General features: G+C 53.4%; 24 protein-coding genes and 1 tRNA gene. 8 read left to right on the top strand and 17 right to left on the bottom strand.

Annotated features, from left to right (window positions below):
- Positions 1-95 precede the first annotated feature (95 nt).
- Genes C1J03_RS19975 through C1J03_RS19960 form a run of 4 tightly spaced genes read right to left on the bottom strand, consistent with a single transcriptional unit; the run spans position 96 to position 4,048 of the window.
- Positions 96-968 carry an amidohydrolase family protein gene (locus C1J03_RS19975; protein ID WP_114888179.1) on the bottom strand — a complete coding sequence of 291 codons (873 nt, stop codon included), beginning with the start codon at positions 966-968 and terminating at the stop codon, positions 96-98.
- Between the two features lie 10 nt (positions 969-978).
- Positions 979-2,790: a feruloyl-CoA synthase gene (locus tag C1J03_RS19970; protein WP_114888178.1), complete on the bottom strand. Its 1,812-nt coding sequence runs from the start codon at positions 2,788-2,790 to the stop codon at positions 979-981.
- Between the two features lie 3 nt (positions 2,791-2,793).
- Complete coding sequence (locus C1J03_RS19965) at positions 2,794-3,276, bottom strand: MarR family winged helix-turn-helix transcriptional regulator (protein ID WP_114888177.1); 483 nt, start codon at positions 3,274-3,276, stop codon at positions 2,794-2,796.
- 4 nt (positions 3,277-3,280) lie between these two features.
- On the bottom strand, positions 3,281-4,048 hold the full coding sequence (locus C1J03_RS19960; RefSeq protein WP_114889104.1) for a crotonase/enoyl-CoA hydratase family protein: 768 nt from the start codon (positions 4,046-4,048) through the stop codon (positions 3,281-3,283).
- Between the two features lie 369 nt (positions 4,049-4,417).
- Between C1J03_RS19960 and C1J03_RS19955 the strand changes: the two genes are divergently transcribed.
- Positions 4,418-5,566 (top strand): lytic murein transglycosylase, encoded by a 1,149-nt coding sequence (locus tag C1J03_RS19955; protein ID WP_114889103.1) that lies wholly within the window; start codon positions 4,418-4,420, stop codon positions 5,564-5,566.
- Between the two features lie 45 nt (positions 5,567-5,611).
- Here the strand turns inward: C1J03_RS19955 and C1J03_RS19950 are convergent, their stop codons facing one another.
- The 3 genes from C1J03_RS19950 to C1J03_RS19940 form a co-directional block, all read right to left on the bottom strand.
- Complete coding sequence (locus C1J03_RS19950; RefSeq protein ID WP_162798617.1) at positions 5,612-6,961, bottom strand: hypothetical protein; 1,350 nt, start codon at positions 6,959-6,961, stop codon at positions 5,612-5,614.
- A gap of 405 nt (positions 6,962-7,366) precedes the next feature.
- Complete coding sequence (locus C1J03_RS19945; protein WP_216825874.1) at positions 7,367-7,852, bottom strand: hypothetical protein; 486 nt, start codon at positions 7,850-7,852, stop codon at positions 7,367-7,369.
- Positions 7,853-8,275: 423 nt separating this feature from the next.
- Positions 8,276-8,701 carry a hypothetical protein gene (locus C1J03_RS19940; protein ID WP_114888174.1) on the bottom strand — a complete coding sequence of 142 codons (426 nt, stop codon included), beginning with the start codon at positions 8,699-8,701 and terminating at the stop codon, positions 8,276-8,278.
- A 152-nt stretch (positions 8,702-8,853) separates the two neighbouring features.
- Between C1J03_RS19940 and C1J03_RS19935 the strand changes: the two genes are divergently transcribed.
- Positions 8,854-9,462, top strand: coding sequence for a TetR/AcrR family transcriptional regulator (locus C1J03_RS19935; RefSeq protein WP_114888173.1), 609 nt, complete (start codon positions 8,854-8,856; stop codon positions 9,460-9,462).
- Positions 9,463-10,010: 548 nt separating this feature from the next.
- Here the strand turns inward: C1J03_RS19935 and C1J03_RS19930 are convergent.
- The 3 genes from C1J03_RS19930 to C1J03_RS19920 form a co-directional block, all read right to left on the bottom strand.
- On the bottom strand, positions 10,011-10,283 hold the full coding sequence (locus tag C1J03_RS19930; protein ID WP_114888172.1) for a YrhK family protein: 273 nt from the start codon (positions 10,281-10,283) through the stop codon (positions 10,011-10,013).
- A 10-nt stretch (positions 10,284-10,293) separates the two neighbouring features.
- Complete coding sequence (locus C1J03_RS19925; RefSeq protein ID WP_114888171.1) at positions 10,294-10,926, bottom strand: MarC family protein; 633 nt, start codon at positions 10,924-10,926, stop codon at positions 10,294-10,296.
- A 371-nt stretch (positions 10,927-11,297) separates the two neighbouring features.
- Entirely contained in the window at positions 11,298-12,200 is a 903-nt protein-coding gene (locus tag C1J03_RS19920) for a LysR family transcriptional regulator (protein WP_114888170.1), read from the bottom strand.
- Between the two features lie 125 nt (positions 12,201-12,325).
- Between C1J03_RS19920 and C1J03_RS19915 the strand changes: the two genes are divergently transcribed.
- Positions 12,326-13,219 (top strand): sulfotransferase domain-containing protein, encoded by an 894-nt coding sequence (locus C1J03_RS19915; protein WP_114888169.1) that lies wholly within the window; start codon positions 12,326-12,328, stop codon positions 13,217-13,219.
- Between the two features lie 448 nt (positions 13,220-13,667).
- Here the strand turns inward: C1J03_RS19915 and C1J03_RS19910 are convergent, their stop codons facing one another.
- The 7 genes from C1J03_RS19910 to C1J03_RS19880 form a co-directional block, all read right to left on the bottom strand.
- Positions 13,668-14,423 carry a sulfite exporter TauE/SafE family protein gene (locus C1J03_RS19910; protein ID WP_114888168.1) on the bottom strand — a complete coding sequence of 252 codons (756 nt, stop codon included), beginning with the start codon at positions 14,421-14,423 and terminating at the stop codon, positions 13,668-13,670.
- Positions 14,424-14,603: 180 nt separating this feature from the next.
- The gene (locus C1J03_RS19905) at positions 14,604-15,242 is read right to left on the bottom strand and encodes a MarC family protein (RefSeq protein ID WP_114888167.1); all 639 of its coding nucleotides are present in this window, start codon (positions 15,240-15,242) and stop codon (positions 14,604-14,606) included.
- Positions 15,243-15,561: 319 nt separating this feature from the next.
- Positions 15,562-16,359 (bottom strand): class I SAM-dependent methyltransferase, encoded by a 798-nt coding sequence (locus C1J03_RS19900; RefSeq protein WP_114888166.1) that lies wholly within the window; start codon positions 16,357-16,359, stop codon positions 15,562-15,564.
- On the bottom strand, positions 16,359-17,132 hold the full coding sequence (locus C1J03_RS19895) for an ABC transporter ATP-binding protein (protein WP_114888165.1): 774 nt from the start codon (positions 17,130-17,132) through the stop codon (positions 16,359-16,361). Before C1J03_RS19895 ends, C1J03_RS19900 begins: the two co-directional genes overlap by 1 nt.
- Positions 17,129-18,190, bottom strand: a complete 1,062-nt coding sequence (locus C1J03_RS19890; RefSeq protein WP_114888164.1) for a FecCD family ABC transporter permease — start codon at positions 18,188-18,190, stop codon at positions 17,129-17,131. The genes C1J03_RS19895 and C1J03_RS19890 overlap by 4 nt, the downstream gene beginning before the upstream one ends.
- Before the next feature lie 84 nt (positions 18,191-18,274).
- A complete protein-coding gene (locus C1J03_RS19885; RefSeq protein ID WP_114888163.1) occupies positions 18,275-19,429 on the bottom strand; it encodes an ABC transporter substrate-binding protein in 1,155 nt (384 codons plus the stop codon).
- A gap of 484 nt (positions 19,430-19,913) precedes the next feature.
- Positions 19,914-19,988: transfer RNA gene (locus C1J03_RS19880), tRNA-Thr, on the bottom strand.
- A gap of 229 nt (positions 19,989-20,217) precedes the next feature.
- On the opposite strand from C1J03_RS19880, the gene C1J03_RS25585 reads away from it, so the two are divergent.
- The 5 genes from C1J03_RS25585 to hisD all read left to right on the top strand — a co-directional run bounded on the left by C1J03_RS25585 (position 20,218) and on the right by hisD (position 24,042).
- Positions 20,218-20,391, top strand: coding sequence for a hypothetical protein (locus C1J03_RS25585; protein ID WP_174234481.1), 174 nt, complete (start codon positions 20,218-20,220; stop codon positions 20,389-20,391).
- Between the two features lie 4 nt (positions 20,392-20,395).
- Positions 20,396-21,667 (top strand): UDP-N-acetylglucosamine 1-carboxyvinyltransferase, encoded by a 1,272-nt coding sequence (gene murA / locus C1J03_RS19875; RefSeq protein WP_114888162.1) that lies wholly within the window; start codon positions 20,396-20,398, stop codon positions 21,665-21,667.
- Positions 21,664-22,134 (top strand): DUF2948 family protein, encoded by a 471-nt coding sequence (locus C1J03_RS19870; RefSeq protein WP_114888161.1) that lies wholly within the window; start codon positions 21,664-21,666, stop codon positions 22,132-22,134. Before murA ends, C1J03_RS19870 begins: the two co-directional genes overlap by 4 nt.
- A gap of 4 nt (positions 22,135-22,138) precedes the next feature.
- Complete coding sequence (locus C1J03_RS19865; protein ID WP_114888160.1) at positions 22,139-22,636, top strand: GNAT family N-acetyltransferase; 498 nt, start codon at positions 22,139-22,141, stop codon at positions 22,634-22,636.
- A gap of 101 nt (positions 22,637-22,737) precedes the next feature.
- Positions 22,738-24,042, top strand: a complete 1,305-nt coding sequence (gene hisD, locus C1J03_RS19860; RefSeq protein WP_114888159.1) for a histidinol dehydrogenase — start codon at positions 22,738-22,740, stop codon at positions 24,040-24,042.
- Positions 24,043-24,081: the final 39 nt, after the last annotated feature.

The raw sequence follows: 24,081 nt of genomic DNA, 5'->3' as shown, positions 1-24,081 counted from the left end.
TTTGTGGCGATGTATGATCAGTGGTTCGGTAGCTTCCGGGGCCGCCATCATGCATATCTTTCACGGCATGAAACGCATTTCCACATGTGCAAGAATTACGTCAGCCCTAGCAAACGTGCGGCGTTGCCTTTGGTGATGTCGTCGCGCAGTTCGTCCTTGATTGCGATCTTCTCAAAATCTGAGAGCCAGCGTTCGGGTGTAATCATGGGCCAATCAGAACCGAACAGGACTTTCTTTTTGAGGATCGAATTGCAGTAGCGAACAAGAATTTCAGGGAAGTACTTTGGCGACCAACCGGACAGATCAATATAGACGTTTGGCTTGTGCTGTGCGACCGCAAGGGCCTCTTCCTGCCAGGGAAAGGATGGGTGCGCGAGGATGATTTTCATCTGAGGAAAATCCACCGCGACATCATCCATGTACATCGGATTGGAATACTTCAGCCGCATCCCATTGCCACCGGGCATCCCCGAACCAACACCGGTTTGACCAGTATGGAACAGGGCAATCCCACCCTCTTCGGCGATCGCTTCGTAAAGGGGGTAGGCCATCGGGTCGTTAGGGTAAAACCCCTGCATCGTGGGGTGAAATTTGAACCCTTTTATGCCAAAATCTCTGATCAGGCGGCGGGCCTCGCGCACGCCCATTTTGCCTTTCCATGGATCAATCGAGGCGAAAGGGATCAGCACGTCATCGTTTTCGGCAGCCAACGCGGCGACCTCTTCGTTTTTGTAACGCCGGTAGCCCGTTTCTCGTTCGCTATCGACGGGAAAGATCACGGCCGCGATGTTCTGCGCACGGTAATGCGCGGCGGTGTCTTGGATCGTCGGCGGATGTTCCCAGGGCGCGCGAAAGTACGTGGCCATTGCGGATTGCAGATCGTCATATCCGTCGTCTCCATGGCAGCCGCAAGGCTCTTCGGCGTGGGTGTGAATGTCGATGGCGCGGATTTTTGAAAGATCGACCATAGGGCGTTCCTTAGATTTTTGCGACCGCAGGGTCGTTGTTGTCATAGAGCCGCGTTAACAGATCCGCGCGGCGTGTTAGTATTGTCCTGAAATTCAGATTGCCCTTGGCCGTCATTTCGCCAAGCGCCATGGAGGCAGGATCGCTCAGCACAATCGCGCGCGATACATATGTTGAGCTGCTCGATCCGGTGGCGTTTCCAACCAACCGGTCGCCTATTTCTTTTCGCAGATTAGGGTCACAGAGCACGCCATTTGTCTGCACGGCAGAAAAACCAGCGCGCTTTACCTCAGCGATGTTGGGAAAGATCATCAGCCCGATCTGATCCTTATCCGCACCCGTTATCACCAGATCAGCGGCCAAAGGGGCAAGGCGGGCAAGCATATCAAGCCGCAACTGACCTGCTCGCACCCAAGTACCCGTCAGCAGTTTGAAATCTTCGCTCATCCGGCCATCGAACTTGAGACCTTTATTTGGGTTCTCGGGGTCCACAAACCGCATCGCGTCGCCCGTGATAAAGAAACCTTCGGCGTCAAATGCCTCCGCTGTCTTTTCCGGGGCATTCAGGTAGCCTTCCATCACATTGGGGCCTTTGACCCGGACTTCGCATCGCATTTCGTCGTCCGGAACCAGCTTCACCACGACGCCCGTGGCCGGCACGCCAACAACACCTGACCGGTCGGTCGGCTCTTGTTGGATCATCAGGGCAGGGGCGGTTTCTGTCAGTCCCCAAGACGAGGTCATGAGGGGCACCTCGCCTTTCACTTCCATCGCCATATTCTCAAACCCCTCCCAAACGTCCTGCGGCAACGACGCGCCCGCATAGAAAATCAGGTCTAGGTTTTCGAAAAATCTATGACGCAACCCTGTGTCTTTTTGGAGTGCGTTCAAGAGCATTTGAAACCCCAAGGGAACGTTAAAGCATAGGGTCCCCGCAACCATGCCTAGGTTCTGGATCGTGCGATCAAACAAGCCTTCGACCGGCTTACCATCGTCAATATAAAGCGCGCCGCCATTCGCCAGCATCATGTTGAAATTATGAGAACCGCCAAACACGTGGTTCCATGGCAACCAATCCATCACGCGCGGTGGGCGTTCGCGCAGAAAAGGCAGCGCATCGGCGAGCTGCGTTTGGTTTGCACACATCATGCGATGGGTGGTCAGCACCCCCTTGGGAACTGAGGTTGATCCCGAGGTCATCAGAATTTTTGCAACGGTCTGGGGCGTCACAGAAGCATGAGCCGCGTCTACGTCAACGCCTGCATCGCCTTTGATCAGAGCGTCGAACGGTGTCGCGGAAGACATCCCCGGTTGGCTGGCGATGATCTCTACTTTTGCCAAAGCATCCAAACTGAGTGCCTCGGCATAACGGCCAGCATCAACCACATAGGCCATCGCGGGGCGGGTCAATTCAACCGCCTGCAGCAACCGACCATGTGCCGCCGAGACGAGCGAATATTGCTCGGCCACCGGGACCGTGGGCACGCCGATGTATTGCGCTGCAAGGCTCAGCAGCGCGTGATCGACCCCGTTTCCCGACATGATCAGAATGGGTGTATCCTGCCCCATGCCCCTTGCCAGCAGGGCCTGCCCTATGGCGCGGACCTTTTGTAACGTCGCGCCGTAGCTTTCGGTGCGCCACCCCGCGCCGCTGCGTTCCGCAATGAACACGGCGTCAGGCGTTGCTTGCGCCCAATGATGCAACCAGTCACCGGTTTTTTCCACAACCGGACCCATCTCGTAATTTGAACGGAGCAGGATCGTGCCATCGGGTCGATCATGGCGTGTCACCGAGTGGGGCAGGAATTGAGACGTGCGCCGCATCCTCTAGCTCCCAAAAGATCTGTTTTGGATCAACTGCATCGCCGCGATCACCGTTTTGCGGGTGTCTTTGTCTATGTCCAAAAAGACGCGTTCTTCGTGTGCCTTAACTGCGGCAATTGCTTTGTCATAAAGTTGCCGCCCAGCTAGCGTTGCCATCAGCGCATATGCGCGCCGGTCTGTCGGCACCCGTTCGCGGATGATCAAGGCGCGTTGTTCAAGCGCGTCGATAATGACCACAAGGTTGGGTCGCTCCACGTCCATCGCGGCAGCAAGTTGCGATTGGCTGAGGCCCGGATTGTCGACGATCAAAACAAGGGCGGAGTAGGTCAGCATACGCAAGCCGAATGGCTTTAACGTCAGGCTCAGGTCCGCCTGCACCACATTGAACGCCCGTTTCATATGGTAGCCCATAAACTCTCGCAGGGTTTCATCGCTGACTGGTGGGGTGCTGGTCGCGGGCTGCGGGGTTGGTGCAGGATGCTTCATCAAATCACCGGAATTTAGGGGCGCGTTTTTCAAGGAAAGCGCTCAGGCCTTCTTCGGCATCGGGTGTCGTCTGTGCCAAGGCCGTCGCCAAGGATTCCACAAACAAGCCATCGCTTTGGGACATGTCGTTGATCCGGGCGATCGCCTGTACCATCAGGTAGTTGGACATCGGCGCATTTCGGGCAATTTTGCCTGCGAGGCTTCGGGCCAACTCAAGCGCCTCACCTTCTTTGACAGAGTAATGCGCCAATCCAAGTGCCACGCCTTCATCCGCCCCGTACTTACGGCCCGTAAGCATCATCTCGGTCATGCGGTCAGGGCCGATCAATCGACCAACTCGCGCCGTTGCACCACCACCCACAAAAATACCGCGCCGCCCCTCAGGAAGTTGAAAAATAGTCGACGGTTCAGCGATACGGACATGCGTCGACGTTGCCAGCTCAAGGCCGCCACCGATTACAGCGCCAAACATCGCGGAGACCACGATCAGGCCGCCAAACTGGATTTTTTCCATAACGCTATGCCAGTGGCGCGAATGGAAAAGATTATCCTCTGCGGAGCGATGCACATGCTCAGACAGGTCCAGCCCTGAACAAAAATGGCCTGCGATCCCGGTCAGGATCACAACGCGCAGGTCTTTGGGAGGTTTTGAGAAAAAGCTGTCTAACGCGATCAGCAGATCTTCGCACATGGCATTCCGCTTGGCAGGTCGGTTCATTTTCAGGGTCGCGACATATCCGTCAACGTCGATCTTAAGAATGGGTTCGCTCATTTGGACCTCATCAGCGTGGGGGACGGTATGAAAATGCATAGGTTTTTCAAACCTCAATCTCGGTTCTCACGTAATAAGTAGGTATATGGCATAATCATTTTTCTACATAATGAATTCGCTAGGTTGGGCAATGTCAACTGCCTCGACAAAATTTCGGCACCACATCTTTCCTACTTAAGGGCTGCCTCAAACCCATCATTGGATTGAAAGAAGGCTAGGCTTCGACGGACCGCGCAGGCCTTGCATAATACCGGAGTAATTGGCGGCTCGATGTTTCGGCAAAACCCCGCAGCCCCGGTGCGATCTGATTTGCGCGTGCCGGTCATTGCGGTAGGATGCGGAAAATCAAAAAAAGGTTCGGGCATCAAAATGAGCATCACGCGTCGACATTTCGGACTTGGCATTGCAGCGATTTCACTGAACGCTTGCGGCGGCAGTTCTACTTTGGGGCCACGATCCACGGGCAGTACCAGTGGATTGCCCGCTGATCTTCGACCTACACCAAACGTCGCCTATGACGCTTGGGTTGCCAGTTTTCGCGGACGTGCAGGCAGCAGCGGTATATCAGACGCGACATTGGCATCCGGATTTCGCGGCACGGGATATCTGCCCGGCTGCGTAAAACGCGACCGAAACCAAACGGAATTCAAACGCAGCCTTGAAGATTACCTCTCCATCGCCGCCTCCGATGAGCGCATCAGCAAAGGGCGCGCGGCCTTTGGTCGACACAGTGGCACCTTGAATGCGCTGGAGGCCAAATACGGTGTTGATGCGACCATCATTTGCGCGATTTGGGGGCTGGAAAGCTTTTTCGGCGAGCGGCGCGGCGATGTGCCCGTTGTGTCAGCAACATCAACGCTTGCGTTCGATGGTCGACGCGGCGCGTTTTTTGAAAAACAGCTGATCGCTGCGCTCAAAATATTGCAAAATGGAGATACTACTCCGGCGCAGCTGACGGGCAGCTGGGCTGGGGCAATGGGTCACACACAGTTTATTCCCACATCTTACCAGGCGTTTGCAGTCGATTACACAGGGGATGGACGGCGCGATATCTGGTCTGATGACCCCACAGACTCTCTGGCTTCAACAGCGGCTTATTTGGCGCGCAATGGCTGGACCCGTGGTCTCCGTTGGGGCGGTGAAGTTGGAAATAGCGCGCCCGCAGGTACGGTGATCCAACCGCAAGCGGGCGGGCCAAAGTTTGCTGTCACCAGCAACTTCCGCGCGATTAAGCGCTACAACAATTCGGATGCTTACGCGATTGGCGTGGGTCATTTGGCGGACCGTATCGGTGGTGCCGGACCTCTGCGTGGCAGCTTTCCACCAGATGCTACGGGCCTGACAAAAGATGACCGGGTCGCGTTGCAAAAACGTCTGACGGCCAAAGGGTTTGATACTGATGGCGCTGACGGCGTGCTTGGCCCCAAGAGCCAGAAAGCGATTAGCGACTATCAAAGCAGTGTGGGTCTTGAGCCAACAGGCATCCCATCGCCTGAATTGCTGCGTAGCTTAGGCTAACGTTTGGGACTAATGCAGTGCTTTTTAACGGGTGGGATGAGCGTTTCAGGAGTCTGGTCCGGTGACCAATCTTTTCAACTCTTGTTTCACCAAGGCGGGTACAAAGATGTAAGTGTTGTCGCGCAAATAGTGTTTGGACAGTAGGTCAAATACATCGCGTGACAGAATGACGGGCAGATACGCGGTGTGTTTCTGCGAGACAACTTGATGCTCGGTTTCCAAGTCGGTGATGTCATAACCGATGACAAGTTTGTCGTCGCTTGTTGGTTCATACCCGAGCAAGGAAAGTCGATGGTAGAATTCATTGCTGTATTTTTTGGTCCCGTGATCTGACGCGCGGAAGAGAATTTGTCTCCCTTCCGCAATCTCGATAATCCTCGATAGGGTAATATCGGTTGGGTCTGCGATGGTGACGTTTTCGTATTCCGCCGCGATGGTTCGCAGGCTGACTTCGTCATTTGGCGACGGCACCTCGCCCTCCTTGGAGGTTGTGATAAATTTGCTTTGCTGTTCTTTGTCACCCACGATCACAGTCTTTTTCGGGGCCCAGCCTTTTTGTTTTTCGTACTCACGGATCCGCCTCACAGCGATTTCGACCCGGTGAGGAGGAATATCAAACTCTTCTAACCCTGGCAGGAAGAGGTGCTCGTCGACGACTGGAAACAGGACATATTCGCCCGCATCTTCCGAATTGAACTGATCCAAGACGCGAATGAAGCCTTCGTCACCTTCGGCATTGTCAAATTTGCCCCATAGATTTGTGTGGAGCGGCCGCTTGGAAGACAATGTGGGCCCAATGGTGTGGTCGTCCATAATGAGGTTCTTTGCGACTTGGTCGCCTTCGCCCGTAAACATTAATGAAAAACCATCTGGAAAAGCGAACCGCCCGGTTCCCGCAGCAATCGCTTTAGTTAGCTTTTCCTGGGCGTCTTCGACATGATCGCGCCAGTTATCCCTGTTGATCCGTCGCCACAATTGCCGAACACCGGCCACTCCAAAAGCATAAATAATGATGTTGGGCATATGGTACATCAGATGCTGTTTGCCGACTGGTTTACCAACAAGTCCCCAAACATAATCCAATGCTTTGGCCGCACGTTCAGACAGGAGAAGGAAACTCGGAAGAACTCCAATCAAATATTCGCCTACCTCAGGAAAAATCACCAATACAGAGGCAAAGAACAAAGTTAGCCATCCTGCCACCCTCAGCATAAACTGACTAAAGCTGGACGCTTCGGGAAACTTATGGCTCAGAAATGGCTCAACAAGATCCACATCGACCCGATCGCCGGCCCTGATCTTATTCGCCAATTTAATAAGGGTTCTCTTGGATAGTGGTTGGCCCAAACCAGATCTCGCTAAGCTTTGTCTGACGTCCCTTAAGCGCGACACCATTGACCTTAAGTTGACAATGAATTGCTTGCGGCATCAAGTCGATTTCCAAATTCTATTCCCAGCATTCGTTTGCGGTCGAAGCAATGGGGTGCTCCAAGAATTGAAAATACCTCGCTTGGTGAGCTTGGAAACGGTGGGAATTCGGGTTGCGAATGGTTTTGAAAATGCGTTGTCGCGAAGGTGGTCGAGCGACTTGAGAATACCGCAAATGAGCTACATATGTTTTATGCACAGTTTTCTGCGGTGCCACTACCAGGAGACAATGTGCTCTAGACTCTGAATGTTGAAAACAGTTTTCTTGAGAGACATCATAATCCTAATTTTCGCGAACCTGCGCAGCCGTCTCGCCAGATATTTGATGCCTAGCTCTCAGTTCAATTGCCGGCCTCTAGATATCTCGGCGCGTTAGACGGGGCGTTTATCGATCAAACTATAGGTCAAAGCCTGAGAAAAACTATGTGGCGCTAGTATATAGGCTGGCCGATGTGTGCCGCGTTCTGGTGTGACCGACAGCAGGGTAACCGTCTCGCCGCACGGGCTCATGAACGTTAGCTTTTCAACAGGACAAGAGCGAGCAAGGCGCTTCAGATAGGCAGCTTGAACAGGCGAGATACGCTCGCCGCGGTGATCAGGTGCATTGCTATTGGCGGCAAGCCGGTTTTGTAGCCCGATAACACGGTATTCATCGCCTACCTCAAACTCTGCCGACTGCTGCAGAACATTGCCATGCATCGATCCCAATGTGACCCAAACATCTGCAATTGCGATTTTGCTGAATAATGCTTCTGAGGGATCAAGCCGGAACGCGTCCGCAATATCTGGAACGACCCATGGCTGAGCTCGGCCTAACGAAAAGCTACTGAACGCTGCTTGCATTTTCTGGACTTCCATCGCGAAACTACTTTCTCGGTAAACTCGTATTAACAGCTTCTTTTTCAACGACGGATCGGCCGATTTCGCGACTGAATTGTGTCATTTTCTGTGTTTTCTGCACATTTAGGGCTCAAATCGAGGATTGTTTCAAACTCAGCGGGAGCGAAGAATTGATCGAACACTTTTAGGGAGAGTGGTTGCGACTCTGTAATTTCGCGTCAAAATACAGGTTTCAAAATCAGCCAAGAGGTGAGCGTAGCTGTGGTTTACTCTGGACTGGGTAGACCACGCATAGGCTGCTCTCGGCATCAAGGTCTGCTAAGCGGGACAAAGTGGAAATAGACCGAGCTGTCTTGAATGTCCGCTGCTTTGCCAAATCAATTCCCGCATCCAAGAGGTCTAAGATGCGGGAATAGTCTATGTTGGGAGGGGTGTGAAATGTCACCCTTTCGGACGGGCAACCGCGCGATCTCCTTTGAGCCATTTTAGCGAATCTACATAATCAAAGGCGAGTGAGATTGCGTTTACGACAGCCAGAACCGTTAGGTAGGTCTGATAACTTCCGCTGCCCTCGGGGCGTGCAAACAGGATGTATGCAACCAGCAGGGTCCAAGGCACGACGTGACCAATTGCAGTTGCTTTTGACAGGCCGCGCTCGAAGGGGACGGGAGCCAGGCTGAGCAACATGCCAGCAACTACAAGAAACACAACAAACCCGCTGCCAGGTTCTCCGAGGAAGAATATAGAAGCCATGTTGACGGGGCCGAGAATGAACATCAGCCAGAATTTCACCCATTTGGGAAGCGAGATGAACGATTGCAGAATGTCAGAGAAAAGTGAGGCGGGTTTGGGGGAGTCATTTGTCATTGGGTCTCTCTTTGATTTTGGCGTGATCTTGTTGCCGGTAGGGGAGAGGTAGAATAATTTGGTTGATCACTCAAATATAAATTTGGTGGATCAACCAAATGTGATGGTTTCGACGAGACATCCGTATTTCCAGCCACTAAGTTCAAGAAACCATGAAATACGCCAAGCCATATGACAGAGCCGCCGCTTTGAACGCGGCCCTTTTCCTGTTCTGGGAGAGGGGATTTCATGCGACATCGATCAAGGATCTGGAAGATGCGTTGAAGATGCGGTCGGGGAGCATCTATGCGGCTTTCAAAAGCAAAGAGAATCTCTACGCTTTGGCTTTGGAGCAATATTTCCAAAACAGTCAGAACGCCTTCGAGAAAGATGTCCTTGAAGCCCAATCCCCCTTGGCAGGACTCGTCGCAATGATCCGCCGGATATCGCAGGCTGATGACATACTTCGTAGACCATGCATGCTGATCAAAGCTGTCATCAATGCGACCGACGACACAGCCGAAATCGCTGGGATTGCCCGTGATTACCGTAAGCGAATGGTTGAGAACATGGTGCAGGGGTTTGAAAAGGCCAGGCAACTTGGTGAATTGCAGTCAAATAGCGAGCCCAAGGCTTTGGCCAGTCAATACCAAACGGACGTCATAGGATTGCAGGTCGAAGCACAAATGGGCGCTGACACGCAGCATTTTGCGAATAGGGTGGAAGAAACAGCACGCCGCTACGAAAGATTACAGGTAATGAACCTATCGGGGATCAGTTGAGAGGCTACCGTCGGCCATTCGGTCTTGGACCAGCATCGGTCACTAACGGATCAAGGCTGCGGTTGACGTCAGAACCATCTGGAAACGCCCATCAATGCGCCGGCGCTGGCTGTCCGTGAGGTGGGATACCGTCCTGAAAATCGCGACGGGAAAAATCCGAATGGGAAATGTCGCCTGAGAAAAAACTGGCCATATATACATATAGCCTCGGGCAGGGCTAATTCAGGCAATCAGGTGTTGCCTGGTTCTCCTATTTTCTGTGGGAACGCCAAGATATGCCGATTGTTCTTGAGTGCATCTGCCGGGTGATTTCCATCACGGAGAGATTCCCATGCTGTTCCCGCACTAACCAGTGCTCTTATAGCCGATAGGTGCATTGAAACCTTCAAACTAGGGTCAGGACCTAAAAACCGACCAAGAGCGGTCATTCGCTGCATTTGCCCCAATGGCGGTTACTCGGTTTTGGTCCACCTATCGGTACTCAGGTCCGCGCCTTCTTACACGAAATTTGGTGCGGCAACTCCCTGGAAGGGGATTACAATCCGGCCTTAACCGCCAGTTATCTCGTCGTAATCACCTACACGAAGGTATGCGACTTCTCGGTAAAGCTTGATTGTTGGACGCAGCCCAAAAAGGACTGATCCAACCACAAATAGCCATGTCGCTATATATGTCGTGGTCTCGCTAAAAAACAGGATGCTTCCTATCACAAACAGGACCGCCGCTGAGACATCCACAATGGTGTAGGCTAGTTCGCAATAAGCGTATATTTTCTTGTGCTGTTCAGTTCGCGTATGATTGTCAGGGTTAAATATCTTCATCGTAAGCTCCTTAGGCGAGGCCGGGCAGCACAGCTTTGATACCCGCCACAACCATTTCAACTGCAATCGCAAGCAAGATCATGCCCATCAACCGTGTCATGATAACCCGCATTGTGTCGCTTAGAACCTTCCCAAAGAAGGATGCAAAGAACAGCACGACAAATAGAATAGCGAGGATGGCCGCAACCACACCACCAATGGAAATGTACCCCTCAATCCCTTTTGCATGTCCCGCATAAATGATCAGTGTCGCAATTGTCCCGGGGCCGACGATCATGGGAAATGTAATTGGATAAAAGGCGAGCCCGGACAAGTCCGCCATATGCGCCTTTTCGCCATCTGTACCGTGGTGTGATGTGATCTCTTGCCCGTTCAGCATCGACCACGCGATATGAGCGAGCACGATACCGCCAGCGATCCGAAATTCATCAATAGAAATGCCGAAAAAGCCGATGATTTGCTGTCCCGCAAACAGAATGATCCCGCACATGATGGCGGAAAACAACGTGATCTTAACAGCCAGACTGCGTTGCTGCACTACTGTGAATCCAGCGGTCAATGCCAGAAAAATCGGCAAATTCACGAAGGGGTTCATGATTGCAAAAAAGGCACCAAATGCCTTGGTCAGCTCAGCATGGTCCACGGCGCATCTTTCTAAGATTAGAGCTACTCAAGCTGCGTTAGTGCAGAGGCACGTTGGAAAATTCCAGCCCCATGCGCCCATTGGGTAAATGTGCCCGAGCCATAGATCAAGTCAGCAACTCCCAATTTCGGTCAAACCAATTCCAAACGCAAACCAAGTGCTGAACGCGAACTGGGCCTGACAGAAGCGGACGTTGGCTGCGGTGCGGCAAAACTGGAAGCTGGGCTCAGAGCGGCCCTTCGCTGCGGCATGCACCAAAGACAGCTATGTGGGCAAAGCAACCTTTCGTCTATTGTATTTCAATGGCCGTTTGTGCCGTTAGCCTCACTTATGAAACCGTTGTTGACCGCTCACGCCGGGCACACGCGCCACTAAGTCTCGACTTGAATACCCGACCTAAAATATTCCCCTGCAAAGGCCATAAACTTGCGCACGGCGGGGCGCAGGTAGCTTTCCTTCGAGGCGACCAACCAGAGCGTATGATGGAGCTCCTCATGGTGAAAACAACGGACTAAGTCTGGGGTTGCGTCACCTGTAACACAGGGCAACAAACCTAATCCTGCAACGGATTGGAGGGTTGCGACCATGCTGGTAACAGCATTTACCTGATAGAGAATATCTTTTGGGTCGAGTTGCTGGTTGAGCCAGTTCACCGCTTTCATGCCACGGGCGACTTCGTCGGAATAGATCACGAACTTCCGGCCTTTCGTCTCCTCTAAGGATCGTGGCGCACCGTACTTTCGATAATATGCCGTATTGCAATAAATCCCGAGCGGAATCCGAGCCAATTTTTTAGCTATTAGTGTATCTCCGGTAAGCTCATCCAATGGTCGAAGCGCCAAATCGGCTTTGCCCACTTCTAGTGGCGATTGGCTTTTGTCCCACGCCACATCAATCAACAGTTCGAACGAAATATCGGGGTTAGTTTCTCTGAATTTTGAGGCCATTTCGACGCCAAATCTCTGCATCGCCTCAGCATTTCCCGCAAACCGGATCACACCTTCATCATCGCGAGCCAACTGGTCAGCAGCAGTTTGGACGGATGCCGCTGAAACACGCATTGTTTTCGCGGCGTCAAATAAAACCAACCCTTGGGCCGTCAAGCTGTACCCACGGTTCGTGCGCTCAAAAAGCGCAAGATTGAGAGCGTATTCTAATGCGTCTATGCGGCGCGCAACAGTGGTATGGTTCATGCCGATGATACTGGCAGCAGCGAGCGTCGACCCCTCTTCAGCAACAGCCAGAAACACTCGAACGTCGTTCCAATTGAACATTATTCCCCCAAGCTTAGGGGCATTGTGCACTATTGCAGAGCCGCAGGCCACTATTGTGTATTTGTGCAATGGGTGGCTGCATATAGCTTTTGGGCAAGATATTTGGAGTATGAAGGAATTTCACAATGCCTAACTTGCCTACAAAAACCCGCGACATACACAATCATCATATCGACAGCACGGTCTGGGACGACATTCATTTTCGCGACGATGACATTATTATCGGGACGTATGGAAAATCTGGGACGACGTGGATGCAACAAATCGTCAGCCAACTGATCTTCGAAGGTGAGGAAAACCTGCCTGTGTCAGAGATGAGCCATTGGGTTGATCTGCGCATACCGCCCAAAGAGGTGAAACTGCCGATGATTGAGGCCCAGACGCATCGACGCTTTCTAAAGACGCATCTTCCAGTCGATGCGCTCGTCTTTTCTGAAAAAGCAAAATACATTTATGTTGCACGCGATGGTCGCGACATTGCTTGGTCTATGCACAACCACCATGCTTGCGCCAATGATGCATGGTATGACGCGCTCAATAACACGCCTGGTCGTGTCGGGCCTCCGATCACGCCACCAATTGGAACCACCCAAGATTACTTTGAAAACTGGTTAGACAATGATGGAACACCCTTCTGGCCCTTTTGGGAGAACGTCCGTTCTTGGTGGGCCATTCGCAACCTTCCAAACGTGATGTTGGTGCATTTCGCGGACCTTAAGTCGGACATGGAAGGCCAAATTCGCCGCATCGCCGAATTCATTGACGTACCTGCCGAGCAGGCCGTCATGGACCGCGTGCTTGAGCATTGCTCATTCGATTACATGAAAGCAAATGCAGCCCAAACGGTGCCGCTTGGTGGTGCATTTTGGGAAGGCGGCGCAAAGACTTTCATCCACAAGGGTAATAATGGCCGTTGGAAGGACGAGCTCCCACAATCAGTGAGTGACCGGTATGAGCAGGTTGCTGTTACAGAACTTGGAGAGACCTGCGCAAATTGGCTCAAGAACGGCGGATCTTGAGCGCTGGCTGCGGGTTATGCCAGAGCGCACCTGTTCAAAAAAATGATGACTGACCAACACCAAGTTACCAATGTTATGAAGTGGGATCCCGTTATTGACTGAGCATATGCAACCCGGGAAAACGTTGGACAAACTGCATTCGAAATATTGCAGAGCCCCGAATGAAAAATTCAGTCGACATCGCCTTCCGTTGGAATATGCGTGAGCCTGAAAAGGCTGTTCGCAAAAGATCAGGTTCTGGAAAATAGGCTGCGCGCTGCTGGAATGATATCAGAGCCAGATTTTACCCTCTGTAAGATAGGGGATAACGGACACCTTAAACTGCACGCCAACGATATTGCCTTTTATCAGTGGCCGCGTCCTTGTCCCAAGCCGTCAATTTTACATCGCGCAGCATCGGTCGCTTTGGGCACAGCGCGCACCTTGTCTCAAGGTCCGCTTCGTCTGTTCAGCGCAGAAAGAACACTGCCGCCATGGTGACGCCGATGACGGTCACGAAGTGACGCAAAAGGTCGGTCCTAACGATGCGGCGGCTCATTCTCGCGCCCAGATAGCCGCCAACAGTTGCGCTGATGGCCATCACGAGCGCAGGTTTCCACACGATCAATCCAGCAGCAATGAAAGTGGTTGCCGATACCAACGAGACGACGGCCGACAATACGTTCTTGAGGCCGTTCATCCCATGTAAATTGACGTACCCGATGAATCCAAATGTTGCGAGCAGCATGATACCAAGCCCCCCGTTGAAATAGCCGCCATAGATTGACACCGCGAGGATCGCTGCCATCGAGACGGCAACTCCGGCGCTGTTCACGCCGCGTTTCTGAATCATGCGCAATAAGGCCGGTCCGAAGGCGAACATCACCGTCGCAAGCAACAACAGCCAAGGCACAACCCACAGAAATGTATCGGCGGGGGTGATGATCAGCAAAAGCGCCCCCAAGACAGAACCAACAAACCCGACACCGACAATAACCCAAAGCGACAACACGCCCTCGCGCTGCATGTCGTGCCGAAAGCCCCAAGCACTGCTGATATATCCTGGCAAGGCTATCAGCGTTGCCGTGGCGTTGGCGCTGATCGGGGGGACGCCCAGATATATCAACGCAGGCAAGCTCAGGAACGTTCCACCCCCGGCTACGGCGTTGAGAAGACCCGCGGCAAACCCGGCTCCGACAAGTAGGAAGATTTCAAAGATCGTCATGATAGGGGGCGGTCTTTCGCGTTCAGAAGCATTTGGCTGGGGCCAATGCCAATGCTATAAAGGTTCGGCTAGGTGTTCATATACCTGGGCGATCACCAAGCGATCCGCGGTGGAACAATTGAGCTAAACAGCTCCGCCTAAATGGACCTTCGATGTTGATTGCCCGGATTGTGACGAAAGCTAAAGCGAGCCTGTCGACATGATTTCGACAAACGCCGATAGAACCGCATCTGCGGCGACTGAGGCCAGTATCATTCCCATAACCCGGCTCACAATCGCTGCACCCGAATTCCCGATCAGTCGAATAATTGGTTCTGCAAGTAGCATGAATAGATACGCGACCGCGAGGACGGCCATCATAACTGCAGCTGTGACTATCTGATCAGTTACCGCAAAATGGTTGTTGTCCGTCAGAAGCACGATCGCGAGCATAGCTCCGGGTGATGCGAGGGATGGAACCGCAAGTGGGAAGATCGCTGGTGAAGGTCGACTGTCGTCGGGCAGATCGGCATCTTGTTCGACCGAGCGCTTGTCCGATTCCTGCTTTGAGTCCCCAAAAATCATTGTCAGCGCAAACATGAAGAGGATGATTCCGCCGGCAACTTGAAAAGACAAAAGACTTATACCCAAGGCATCGATTAACAGCTGTCCGAAAACGAGAAAGAACAAAAGGACGGCTGCACTAACGATGGTAGCAAGTAGAGCTGTGGAACGACGCGCTGCCGTTGCCATCCCTGCAGTAACCGCAATGAACACGGGTATTGTGCCAATCGGATCGATAACCACCCAAAGTGTAATAAAACGTTCTAAAATATCCATTTAGCGATATCATCACACTTGTCGCGAATGGTCACGATGTTCTTTGAAATGATTACTCGTTACGAGTGAACGGCGGCTCCGCCTCGTAACTCGGGCATAGTCCCAGCAGACTTCGCTGAAGTAACACCGAATTGCGGCTTCTGTAGCTGCAATGCAGCGTAGTAACGGGATCAATCAGGGCGACGGGTATTCTGTATCAGTGATAGATGCGATTTCAGTTCGAGCGGTTTGGGCTCAAAGCTGCCGTTCGCTATACGGCACAGAAATGTCTGCTATGTGGGCAAAGTGCGCTCTCGCCGAGCCCAAATAAATGATCGTTTCAAGTATTTCCAATCTTTTCAAACACAAGCGCATAGCGGTTTTCCGATGACTGCCGAAGGCGTTTAACGATGGGCAAAGCTTGCATACCTTGATGGTATAACGGAGCCACGTTTAAGGCGCTGCTATAGCTCAGACCTTGAGACGTTATTTCCTCTCGCAGCCTTTGTGCAGTCAGGCCCCCAGAGTACGGAAGCCTTCCTCGAATGGAAGCATCGCATGCACGCTCTTCAACTGAGCGCGGTGTTTCTGGTGCAAGCAGATGCGCAAGCCACCGTTTTAGGCGATAGCTTCGCGAAAAAGGTCGCGTCCAATCCCCGTCGTTGACAAGCAACCGTCCCCCTGGCTTCAAGACACGGAGCCACTCAGCGTAGGCCGCCAAGGGATCGGTCAAAGTCCAAGCTAGATGTCGTGTCGTCGCAAAATCGAAACTGTTGTCTGCGACGGTCGCCAAGTTTTCGGCATCGCACAAAAGTGGCCTCCACGATTGACCCTCGAGTTTAGCCTTGGCGATAGTGTGCATCGTCTCAGAGAAATCTAGGCCTGTCACCTCCGCACCGAGACTACAGAGCATTCGGCTTATTTCACCCGTGCCACAGGCCAAATCAAGGACATGTAATCCCTCCATATCTTCGTCGGGACCAAGTCCCATGGCTTGCCGAAGGAACATTTGCCAATTGGGTTTACCAAACTGGTCTTCAATTTTGTGAGACGCACTTTCATCAAAGGTTGCTGCGCGGGCGGACCAATAGGTGCGTATCTCTTCTTTGAGATCGAAGTTCTGTCCATTGCTCTCCATCACGCTGGCAATCTCGCATCGACGTAGAGTGCGCCGCGCTGCGTTTGTTCCAAGTCCGTTTCTACTCGGTATGTCTCTCCGATGACTGAGAGGGATAAAATGTCTGCCGGCAAACCGTCCGCCAGAACTTTGCCGTCGCGTAATAGAACCAACCTATCGCAGAACTTTGCCGCGAGGTTCAGGTCATGCAGCGCAGCCATAACAACGGGCCTACGTTTACCAACTTCGGTTCGGATAGAAGTCATGATGGACAGCTGATGGTGAAGGTCGAGCGCACTTGTTGGTTCATCCAACAAGATGACTTCTGGCGCACGCACCAGTGTTTGTGCCACGGCAACCATCTGCGCCTGCCCACCACTGAGGTCTGCAATTCCGCGACTAGAAAGATGCGCCAATCCCAACGCATTCAATGTGTCCGAGACGCGGTCCAAATTATCGGAGTTTACGCGCCAACCGCTTGTCTGCTTCAATGCAAGCAACACGCTTTCAAACACGGTTAACAACGCATTGCAGCCAAACGCCTGCGGCATGTAGGCGACTCGTTTTGCCCGATCCTTACGTTTGAGGTTTGTGATGTCTTCGCCGTCAATTTGGATTGCACCTGCCATCGGTTTGATAAGGCCCGCTAGGGATTTGAATAACGTTGATTTTCCGGATGCGTTTGGCCCGATCAGCCCAACAAATGAACCGCCTTTAATTGCGGGAATATTGATGTCTTCGAGAACGGCGCGACCGCTATATCCGGAGGTAAGGTTTGCAATGCTAAGGGTCATGACAACTTCTCCCGCCGCGTACTAAGGATGATCGAAACAAACACCGGCACGCCAATCAGTGCGGTGATAATGCCGATCGGATAAATGATGCCGGGGGTGATGGACTTCGAAATCAACGAAGTCAGTGACAATACAAGCGCACCAACAAGCGCGGACAGAGGTACGAAAAACCTCTGATCTTCACCGACTAAGAGGCGGGCAATATGTGGTCCAACCAGGCCGATAAAACCGACCGTTCCGACAAATGATACCGCCGTTGCAGCCAGCAGTGAGACGCATATCAGCATTTCAACGCGCAGTCGGCCAACATCGACGCCCATACTTTCCGCAGTTGCCTCGCCCATGCGAAGTGCTGTCATTGGCCACGTTCGATACAGACTGAACGGGATTGCCACGCAGAGCAGCAACGTGCCCAGTGAGATTTTTTCCCAGCTAGCTCGGCTTAGTGAACCCATCATCCAGAAAACAATGCGGGCGATTTGATCCTCTGACGCCATGTATTGCATCAACGAGAGAAGCGCCGTGAAGGTAAAGAATATCGCGATACCGAACAGGATCATCGTTTCTGATCCCACCCCTTTAAGGCGGGTCGCAAACAAGATGAACCCACAGGTCATCAATGCAAAAACAAATGCATTCATCGTGACCAGAAGTGGCCCAACCGCCGGAATGACGCTAAACCCAAGCACAATGGCGAGAGACGCCCCAAAGCTTGCCGCTGCCGACACACCCAAGGTGAATGGTTCAGCTAAAGGGTTGTTCAGGATTGTTTGCATCTGCGCACCCGCAACGGCCAAGAGCGCTCCGACAAGAACCGCCGTGACAGCAATGGGCAAACGATAATCCCAAACAATGACCTTCAGGCGCACGCCATGTGACATAGGGTCGGCGAAAACCTCAAATACCGTAGACAACGGGTATCCTCCGGGTCCAGTAGCAACGTCTACAAAGAAGCTTATGACCAAAAGCGCGGTTACAAGCGCGATCATCGCGAAGCGGCGTGTATTTTGCGCAGAATACGCTTGCCGCATTTCGGCAGGATCAACATCAGTTGTCATGAATTCGGCCTCCTAAGCCACGTGCATCCGCGCCAAGAAGGAAGGTAAACTTCGATCAGGGCACGGATGATGAGGAGTAGGAAATTAGCCGTCGTTTTCTAGAGTGCCCCAGAAAACGCCCGAATAATCGATGGGAAGGAACTTATCGTGAAGTTCCGTCATCGTTGCATCTGGGTCTAAGTCCTCGAACAGATCTGGATGTATCCACTTGGCAAAGGCCTGCATTGCAACGAAGTGATATGGACTGTTGTAGAACTGGTGATAGACCGAGTGGAAACGGCCATTCTTGACGGCCGACAGCTCTGGCCAACCATCACGGTCTGCAAGTGCAGCAAGACGTTCCTGAACCGCGGCATCACTGGCTTCATAACCAAAAAGTACCGCCGCAGTATCTGGATTTGCTTCTGCCCAGTTAGCGCCCGTACCAATAATCACTTCAGGATCATCGGAAAATATGGCCTCAAGACTAACCGCGGCCGTGAAACCAGGTGTCTTTTGCGACCCCCAATTTCGGCCACCGGCCAAGTCAACAAGACGGCCCATATTGGCGGCACCAAAGGTGTTACAGCATTTTGCTGGATTATATCCCGCTGCACGTTCGATGAAGACAACCGGTCTGTCTTCGATGGGTATTTGTTCAACCCGCGCATAGATCAGCTTCATTTGTGATTGATAGTAGTCTGAGAACTCGTCTGCTTCATCGCGTCTGTCAAAAATGCGCCCGAGCAGTTGAATACTTGGTACCGTGTTTTGCGTTGGGTCCTGCCTGAAATCGACAAAGATGGTTGCGACACCAGCTTCTTCAAGCTTTTCGATGATGCCACTTTCTTGAGCTTTGAGAAGGTTACCCAAGTTCATAAGCACAACTTCGGTACCGAGCGAGATCACAGCTTCAAGGTTCCATTCATCCGAATACGGACTTCCGAAGCTTGGGATGTCTGCAGCTTCTGGGAAAACTGCTTGGTATTTTCGGTAGGCGTCAGGATCAAACAGAACCATGTCGTTCTTCCAGCCGGCAATACGTGCAAACGGGTTTTCTTGGTCCAGCAATGCGATGGAATAGATCATACGACCTTCGCCAATCACAACCTTGGACGGATTCTTTTCAACTTCGACCGTACGGCCGGCGATATCGGTAACGGTAATAGTCTCTGCGGTGGCGAGCGTGGCGGACGCAAAACTAAATGCGATGGCTGCGGTGGCGGAGCAAAGACCCCGCGTCAGTGAACTGACATTCATGGGTCTCTCCTTGAGGATTAAAACGGCGGGCAGATGCGCGTCGCTGACGTTCTAAAATATTAACTGATCGTTTTTGTCAAGTATAATGGCGTGAGTGCTAAAGTCGAAAGGCGTGTTAGAAAGCAAACATTGATCATGACCGCAGCAAATTCAATTTGGGCTCAGAGCCGTTGTTCGCTGCGGGCCACACTAGGTCCAAAAATGCCGATATTTGGCAATTTCCAATTTATGAGTCCAAATCCAACTATTGTCTTAGAGGCCGCCGATGTGCCTTCCTCGAACACTAGCTGGTTGACCGTATTCAGGTAGGCTTGATCACAGGTCCCACTGCTGCTGAGCTGCGTGCCCATCTTCAAGCTTGGCGGGAGGGAAAAGAATGTATTGCTGGAAAAAAGAAAACAGCACATCATTCGATCTGGTGAACCACGATGTGCAGCCATCAAATATACGATTTCATCTAATTTATTTATTCTAGGGGATTTTATGGTGCTGCTAGGGAGAATTGAACTCCCGACCTCGTCATTACCAATGACGCGCTCTACCACTGAGCTACAGCAGCCTATAAAATCTAGGGCTCTAGAACATATGCCCTACTAATACCCTACTAGTTTCTTTCTCTACTTGGTAACTCACAGCTTTAACACACCAATCTAGAATGGACCTACCCATTACCAGGGGTGTGCTCTACCACTGAGCTACCACAGCACTTTGGCGGGTGATTAGACGCATTCGCATATTGACGCAACCCAATTCTGGACCCTGCCGCAGCCCTGCGATAGACAAGCCACATGGCAGACAGTAAGCCCCACAAACCCGCGCCCAAAAAGGCGCAAACCCGCGAAGAGCGTATGAAGTCGGCGTTGAAGTCGAACATGGCGCGGCGCAAGGCGCAAGCACGCGCGCGGGCAGGGGACAAGGGCACGACAGGCACGGCGCATCCTGCGCCAGAAAAAGAAAGCTAAGGCAATGGATTCAATACTGGTACGCGGCGGCAGCGAACTGAACGGGCAAATTCCGATCGCGGGGGCAAAGAACGCCTGCCTTCCTCTTATGCCCGCAACATTACTCAGCGAAGAGCCGTTGACACTTACCAACGCGCCACGCCTCAGCGATATCCGCACCATGACGGAACTGCTGCAGTCTTTGGGTGCCGAAATCACCTCGCTTCAGGACGGCCATGTGCTGGCGATGTCATGCCACGGCGACATCAACACCCATGCGGATTATGATATTGTGCGCAAAATGCGCGCCTCTAATCTGGTGCTTGGCCCGCTTTTGGCGCGCGAAGGCCATGCAGAAGTGTCGCTGCCCGGGGGCTGCGCGATCGGTGCACGTCCCATGGATATCCACACCGATGGCCTCACTCAGATGGGAGCCGAAATTGATCTGCGCGACGGCTACCTGCACGCAAAAGCACAAGGCGGCCGGCTCAAGGGGGCCGTCATTGATTTTCCCTTCGCCAGTGTCGGGGCAACTGAAAACATCATGCTAGCTGCTACGCTGGCCAAAGGCACCACGGTCATCAACAACGCCGCGCGTGAGCCTGAGATTATTGATCTGGCCCGTTGCCTGCGCGCGATGGGTGCCCATATCGACGGCGACGGCACCTCTACCATCGCGATCGAGGGCGTCGACAGGCTACACGGTGCCACGCACCCTGTTGTTGCCGACCGGATTGAACTTGGTACGTATATGCTGGCTCCTGCGATTTGCGGTGGCGAAGTCGAATTACTGGGCGGCAAGCTCGAACTTGTTGGCGCTTTTTGCGAAAAACTGGACGCAGCAGGCATCGAAGTCACCGAAACCGCCCGCGGCCTCAAGGTGAAACGCCGCAATGGCCGCGTCTCGGCCGTGGATGTCACAACCGAACCGTTTCCCGGCTTTCCCACTGATTTGCAGGCCCAGATGATGGCGCTGTTATGCACCGCTGACGGCACATCCGTTCTCGAAGAAAAGATATTTGAAAACAGGTTCATGCACGCACCCGAATTGATCCGCATGGGAGCCAAGATTGATGTCCAGGGCGGCCAAGCCACAGTGACTGGTGTGGAAAAGCTCAAGGGTGCGCCCGTTATGGCGACGGACCTGCGCGCCTCTGTCTCGTTGATCCTTGCGGGGCTCGCAGCAGAGGGTGAAACCAAGGTTTCGCGCGTCTACCATCTGGATCGCGGGTATGAACATGTTGTGGCAAAACTGCGCGGCGTAGGCGCAAATATTGAACGGATCAAAGAATCATGAGCCAAGACGCAAGTTTTGAAGACGGCCGCGAAGCCCCCCTAAATCTAGGTGCGCTTGATGTCGGCGATCTGACGGTGATCTCGTCTCTGACACAAGACGCGGTTTTTCCAGCCTCTGAGATGCGCTGGCACCGTGCGGGCTCGCGCTTTGCATTGCTGGTCAACCGCGTCCGTTGGGAAGACAAAGGCCTTACGCGCCACGCTCCTGAACGGGTGCAATCGGTTTTGATGTTCAACACTGTGCAATCTGTTGCGTCTCAGGGCGTGCCAAAGGGCGACGCCGACACCATTCTTTCGCTGCTGCAAATCAGCTTTGAAGAAACCGAAGCACCTTCCGGTTTTGTGACGCTGACCCTTGCGGGCGATGGCGCGATCCGCCTTGAGGTCGAAGCGCTGGATATCACGGTCAAAGATGTGACCAAGCCCTACGCCGCGCCCTCCAAAAAGCTACCACAGCACAAAGACTAATTTGATGTTGCACACACGCCTCGCCACGCCAGATGACACCACCTTATGGCGCGCCCTGCGCCGCGACGGCATCGTGCGCTATCCCAGTGTCTTCATCCCATCATTGGAAGAACATGATGCAACCCCGGTTGCCCAAGACGCTGAAAACCTCGCCAGAGGGGATCGGGTTTTGGCCTTTCAGGATACCACGCCGATCGGCCTCGCGGGGCTGAACCTCTATCCGGGCCGCGCATCCCACCGCGCAGAAATCGGGCCCTTTTATATCATCCCCGACGCCCAAGGCAGCGGTGCCGCCGCCACATTGATGGAGGCGCTTGTCGCCCTCGCGCCGTCCTTGGGCATTTGGCAGCTTGAACTCGCCGTGAACGAAGACAACCCGCGCGCCATTGCCCTATACTTACGCCACGGCTTTATCCAGATCGGCCGCATCCCCAACGCCCTCATCGGCAAAGACGGTCCTGAACATGATCTGTTGATGCTGCGAAATCTGCCGCGCCCCTAAACCCTTGAGCCTTGGCGGCCCAGCCGCTAGTGCTCGGCTCATCACCTGCTTTTTGGCCTCAACCACCTGCGCCAAAGGCACTCAACATTTTGGAGCACATGATGCCCGTCACGCTCGACAGCACTGCCTCGGATTTTGAGGCCGCCTTTACCACGCTCCTGAACGCTAAGCGCGAAGACAGCCCCGATGTTGATGTCGTCGTCGCAGACATCATTTCCGATGTGTGCAGCCGCGGCGACGCTGCCGTGATCGACCTGACCGCAAAATTTGACCGGCTCACCCTGACCCCGGATACCCTGCGCATTACCGAAGCCGAAATCGACGCGGCCCTGGCCGAAGCCCCACAGGCTGAACTTGATGCGCTGAACCTCGCCGCTGACCGTATTGCTGCCTACCACGCACGCCAGTTGCCCGTAGACGAAAGCTGGACCGATGATACCGGTGCTACTTTGGGTTGGCGCTGGACGCCTGTCTCCGCCGCGGGCCTTTATGTGCCGGGGGGGCTTGCCAGCTATCCATCATCGGTCCTGATGAACGCGGTTCCTGCCAAAGTCGCAGGCGTGCCGCGCCTTGCCATGGTTGTACCGACACCCGACGGTATTCTCAATCCGCTGGTGCTGGCCGCTGCGCGTTTGGCGGGTGTCGATGAGATCTACCGCATTGGCGGGGCGCAGGCCGTTGCGGCACTTGCCTACGGTACTCAGAGCATCGCTGCCGTCGACAAGATCACTGGCCCCGGCAACGCATATGTCGCCGCTGCGAAACGTCGTGTTTTTGGCAAGGTCGGCATCGACATGATCGCGGGACCCTCAGAAATCCTCGTCATTGCCGACGCTGACAACGATCCCGATTGGATCGCCCTCGATCTGCTCAGCCAAGCTGAACATGATGAAAGCGCGCAATCCATCCTGATTACCACGGACGCGGCGTTTGGGCGCGCTGTGGCAAAGGCCGTCGACAAGCGTCTCGAAACCCTTGCACGGCGCGCCATCGCCGGCGCAAGCTGGCGCGACAACGGTGCGATCATCACGGTGCCGGACCTTGCCGCTGCAGCCCAACTGAGCAACCGCATCGCACCAGAACACCTTGAGCTATGTGTGGATGATCCTGACGCACTCAGCGCTCAGATCACCCATGCCGGCGCTATTTTCCTTGGCCAATGGACACCAGAAGCCATCGGCGATTACGTAGGCGGCCCCAATCACGTGTTGCCCACCGCACGTTCGGCACGCTTTTCTTCAGGGCTGTCAGTGCTCGATTTCATGAAGCGCACGACATTGGCAAAAATGACCCCAGAAGCTTTGCGCGCCATCGGCCCTGCCGCCGAAACGCTTGCGCAATCGGAAAGCCTTGAGGCGCACGGCCTCTCGGTGACGGCACGTCTGTCAAAGCTAAACCGATCTTGACATCGCTGCAGCGCAGCATCACTCTTCAGTTCAATTCTC

The organism is Sulfitobacter sp. SK012 (assembly GCF_003352085.1).
Lineage (GTDB): Bacteria > Pseudomonadota > Alphaproteobacteria > Rhodobacterales > Rhodobacteraceae > Sulfitobacter.
This window is presented reverse-complemented; position numbering and strand designations above follow the sequence as displayed.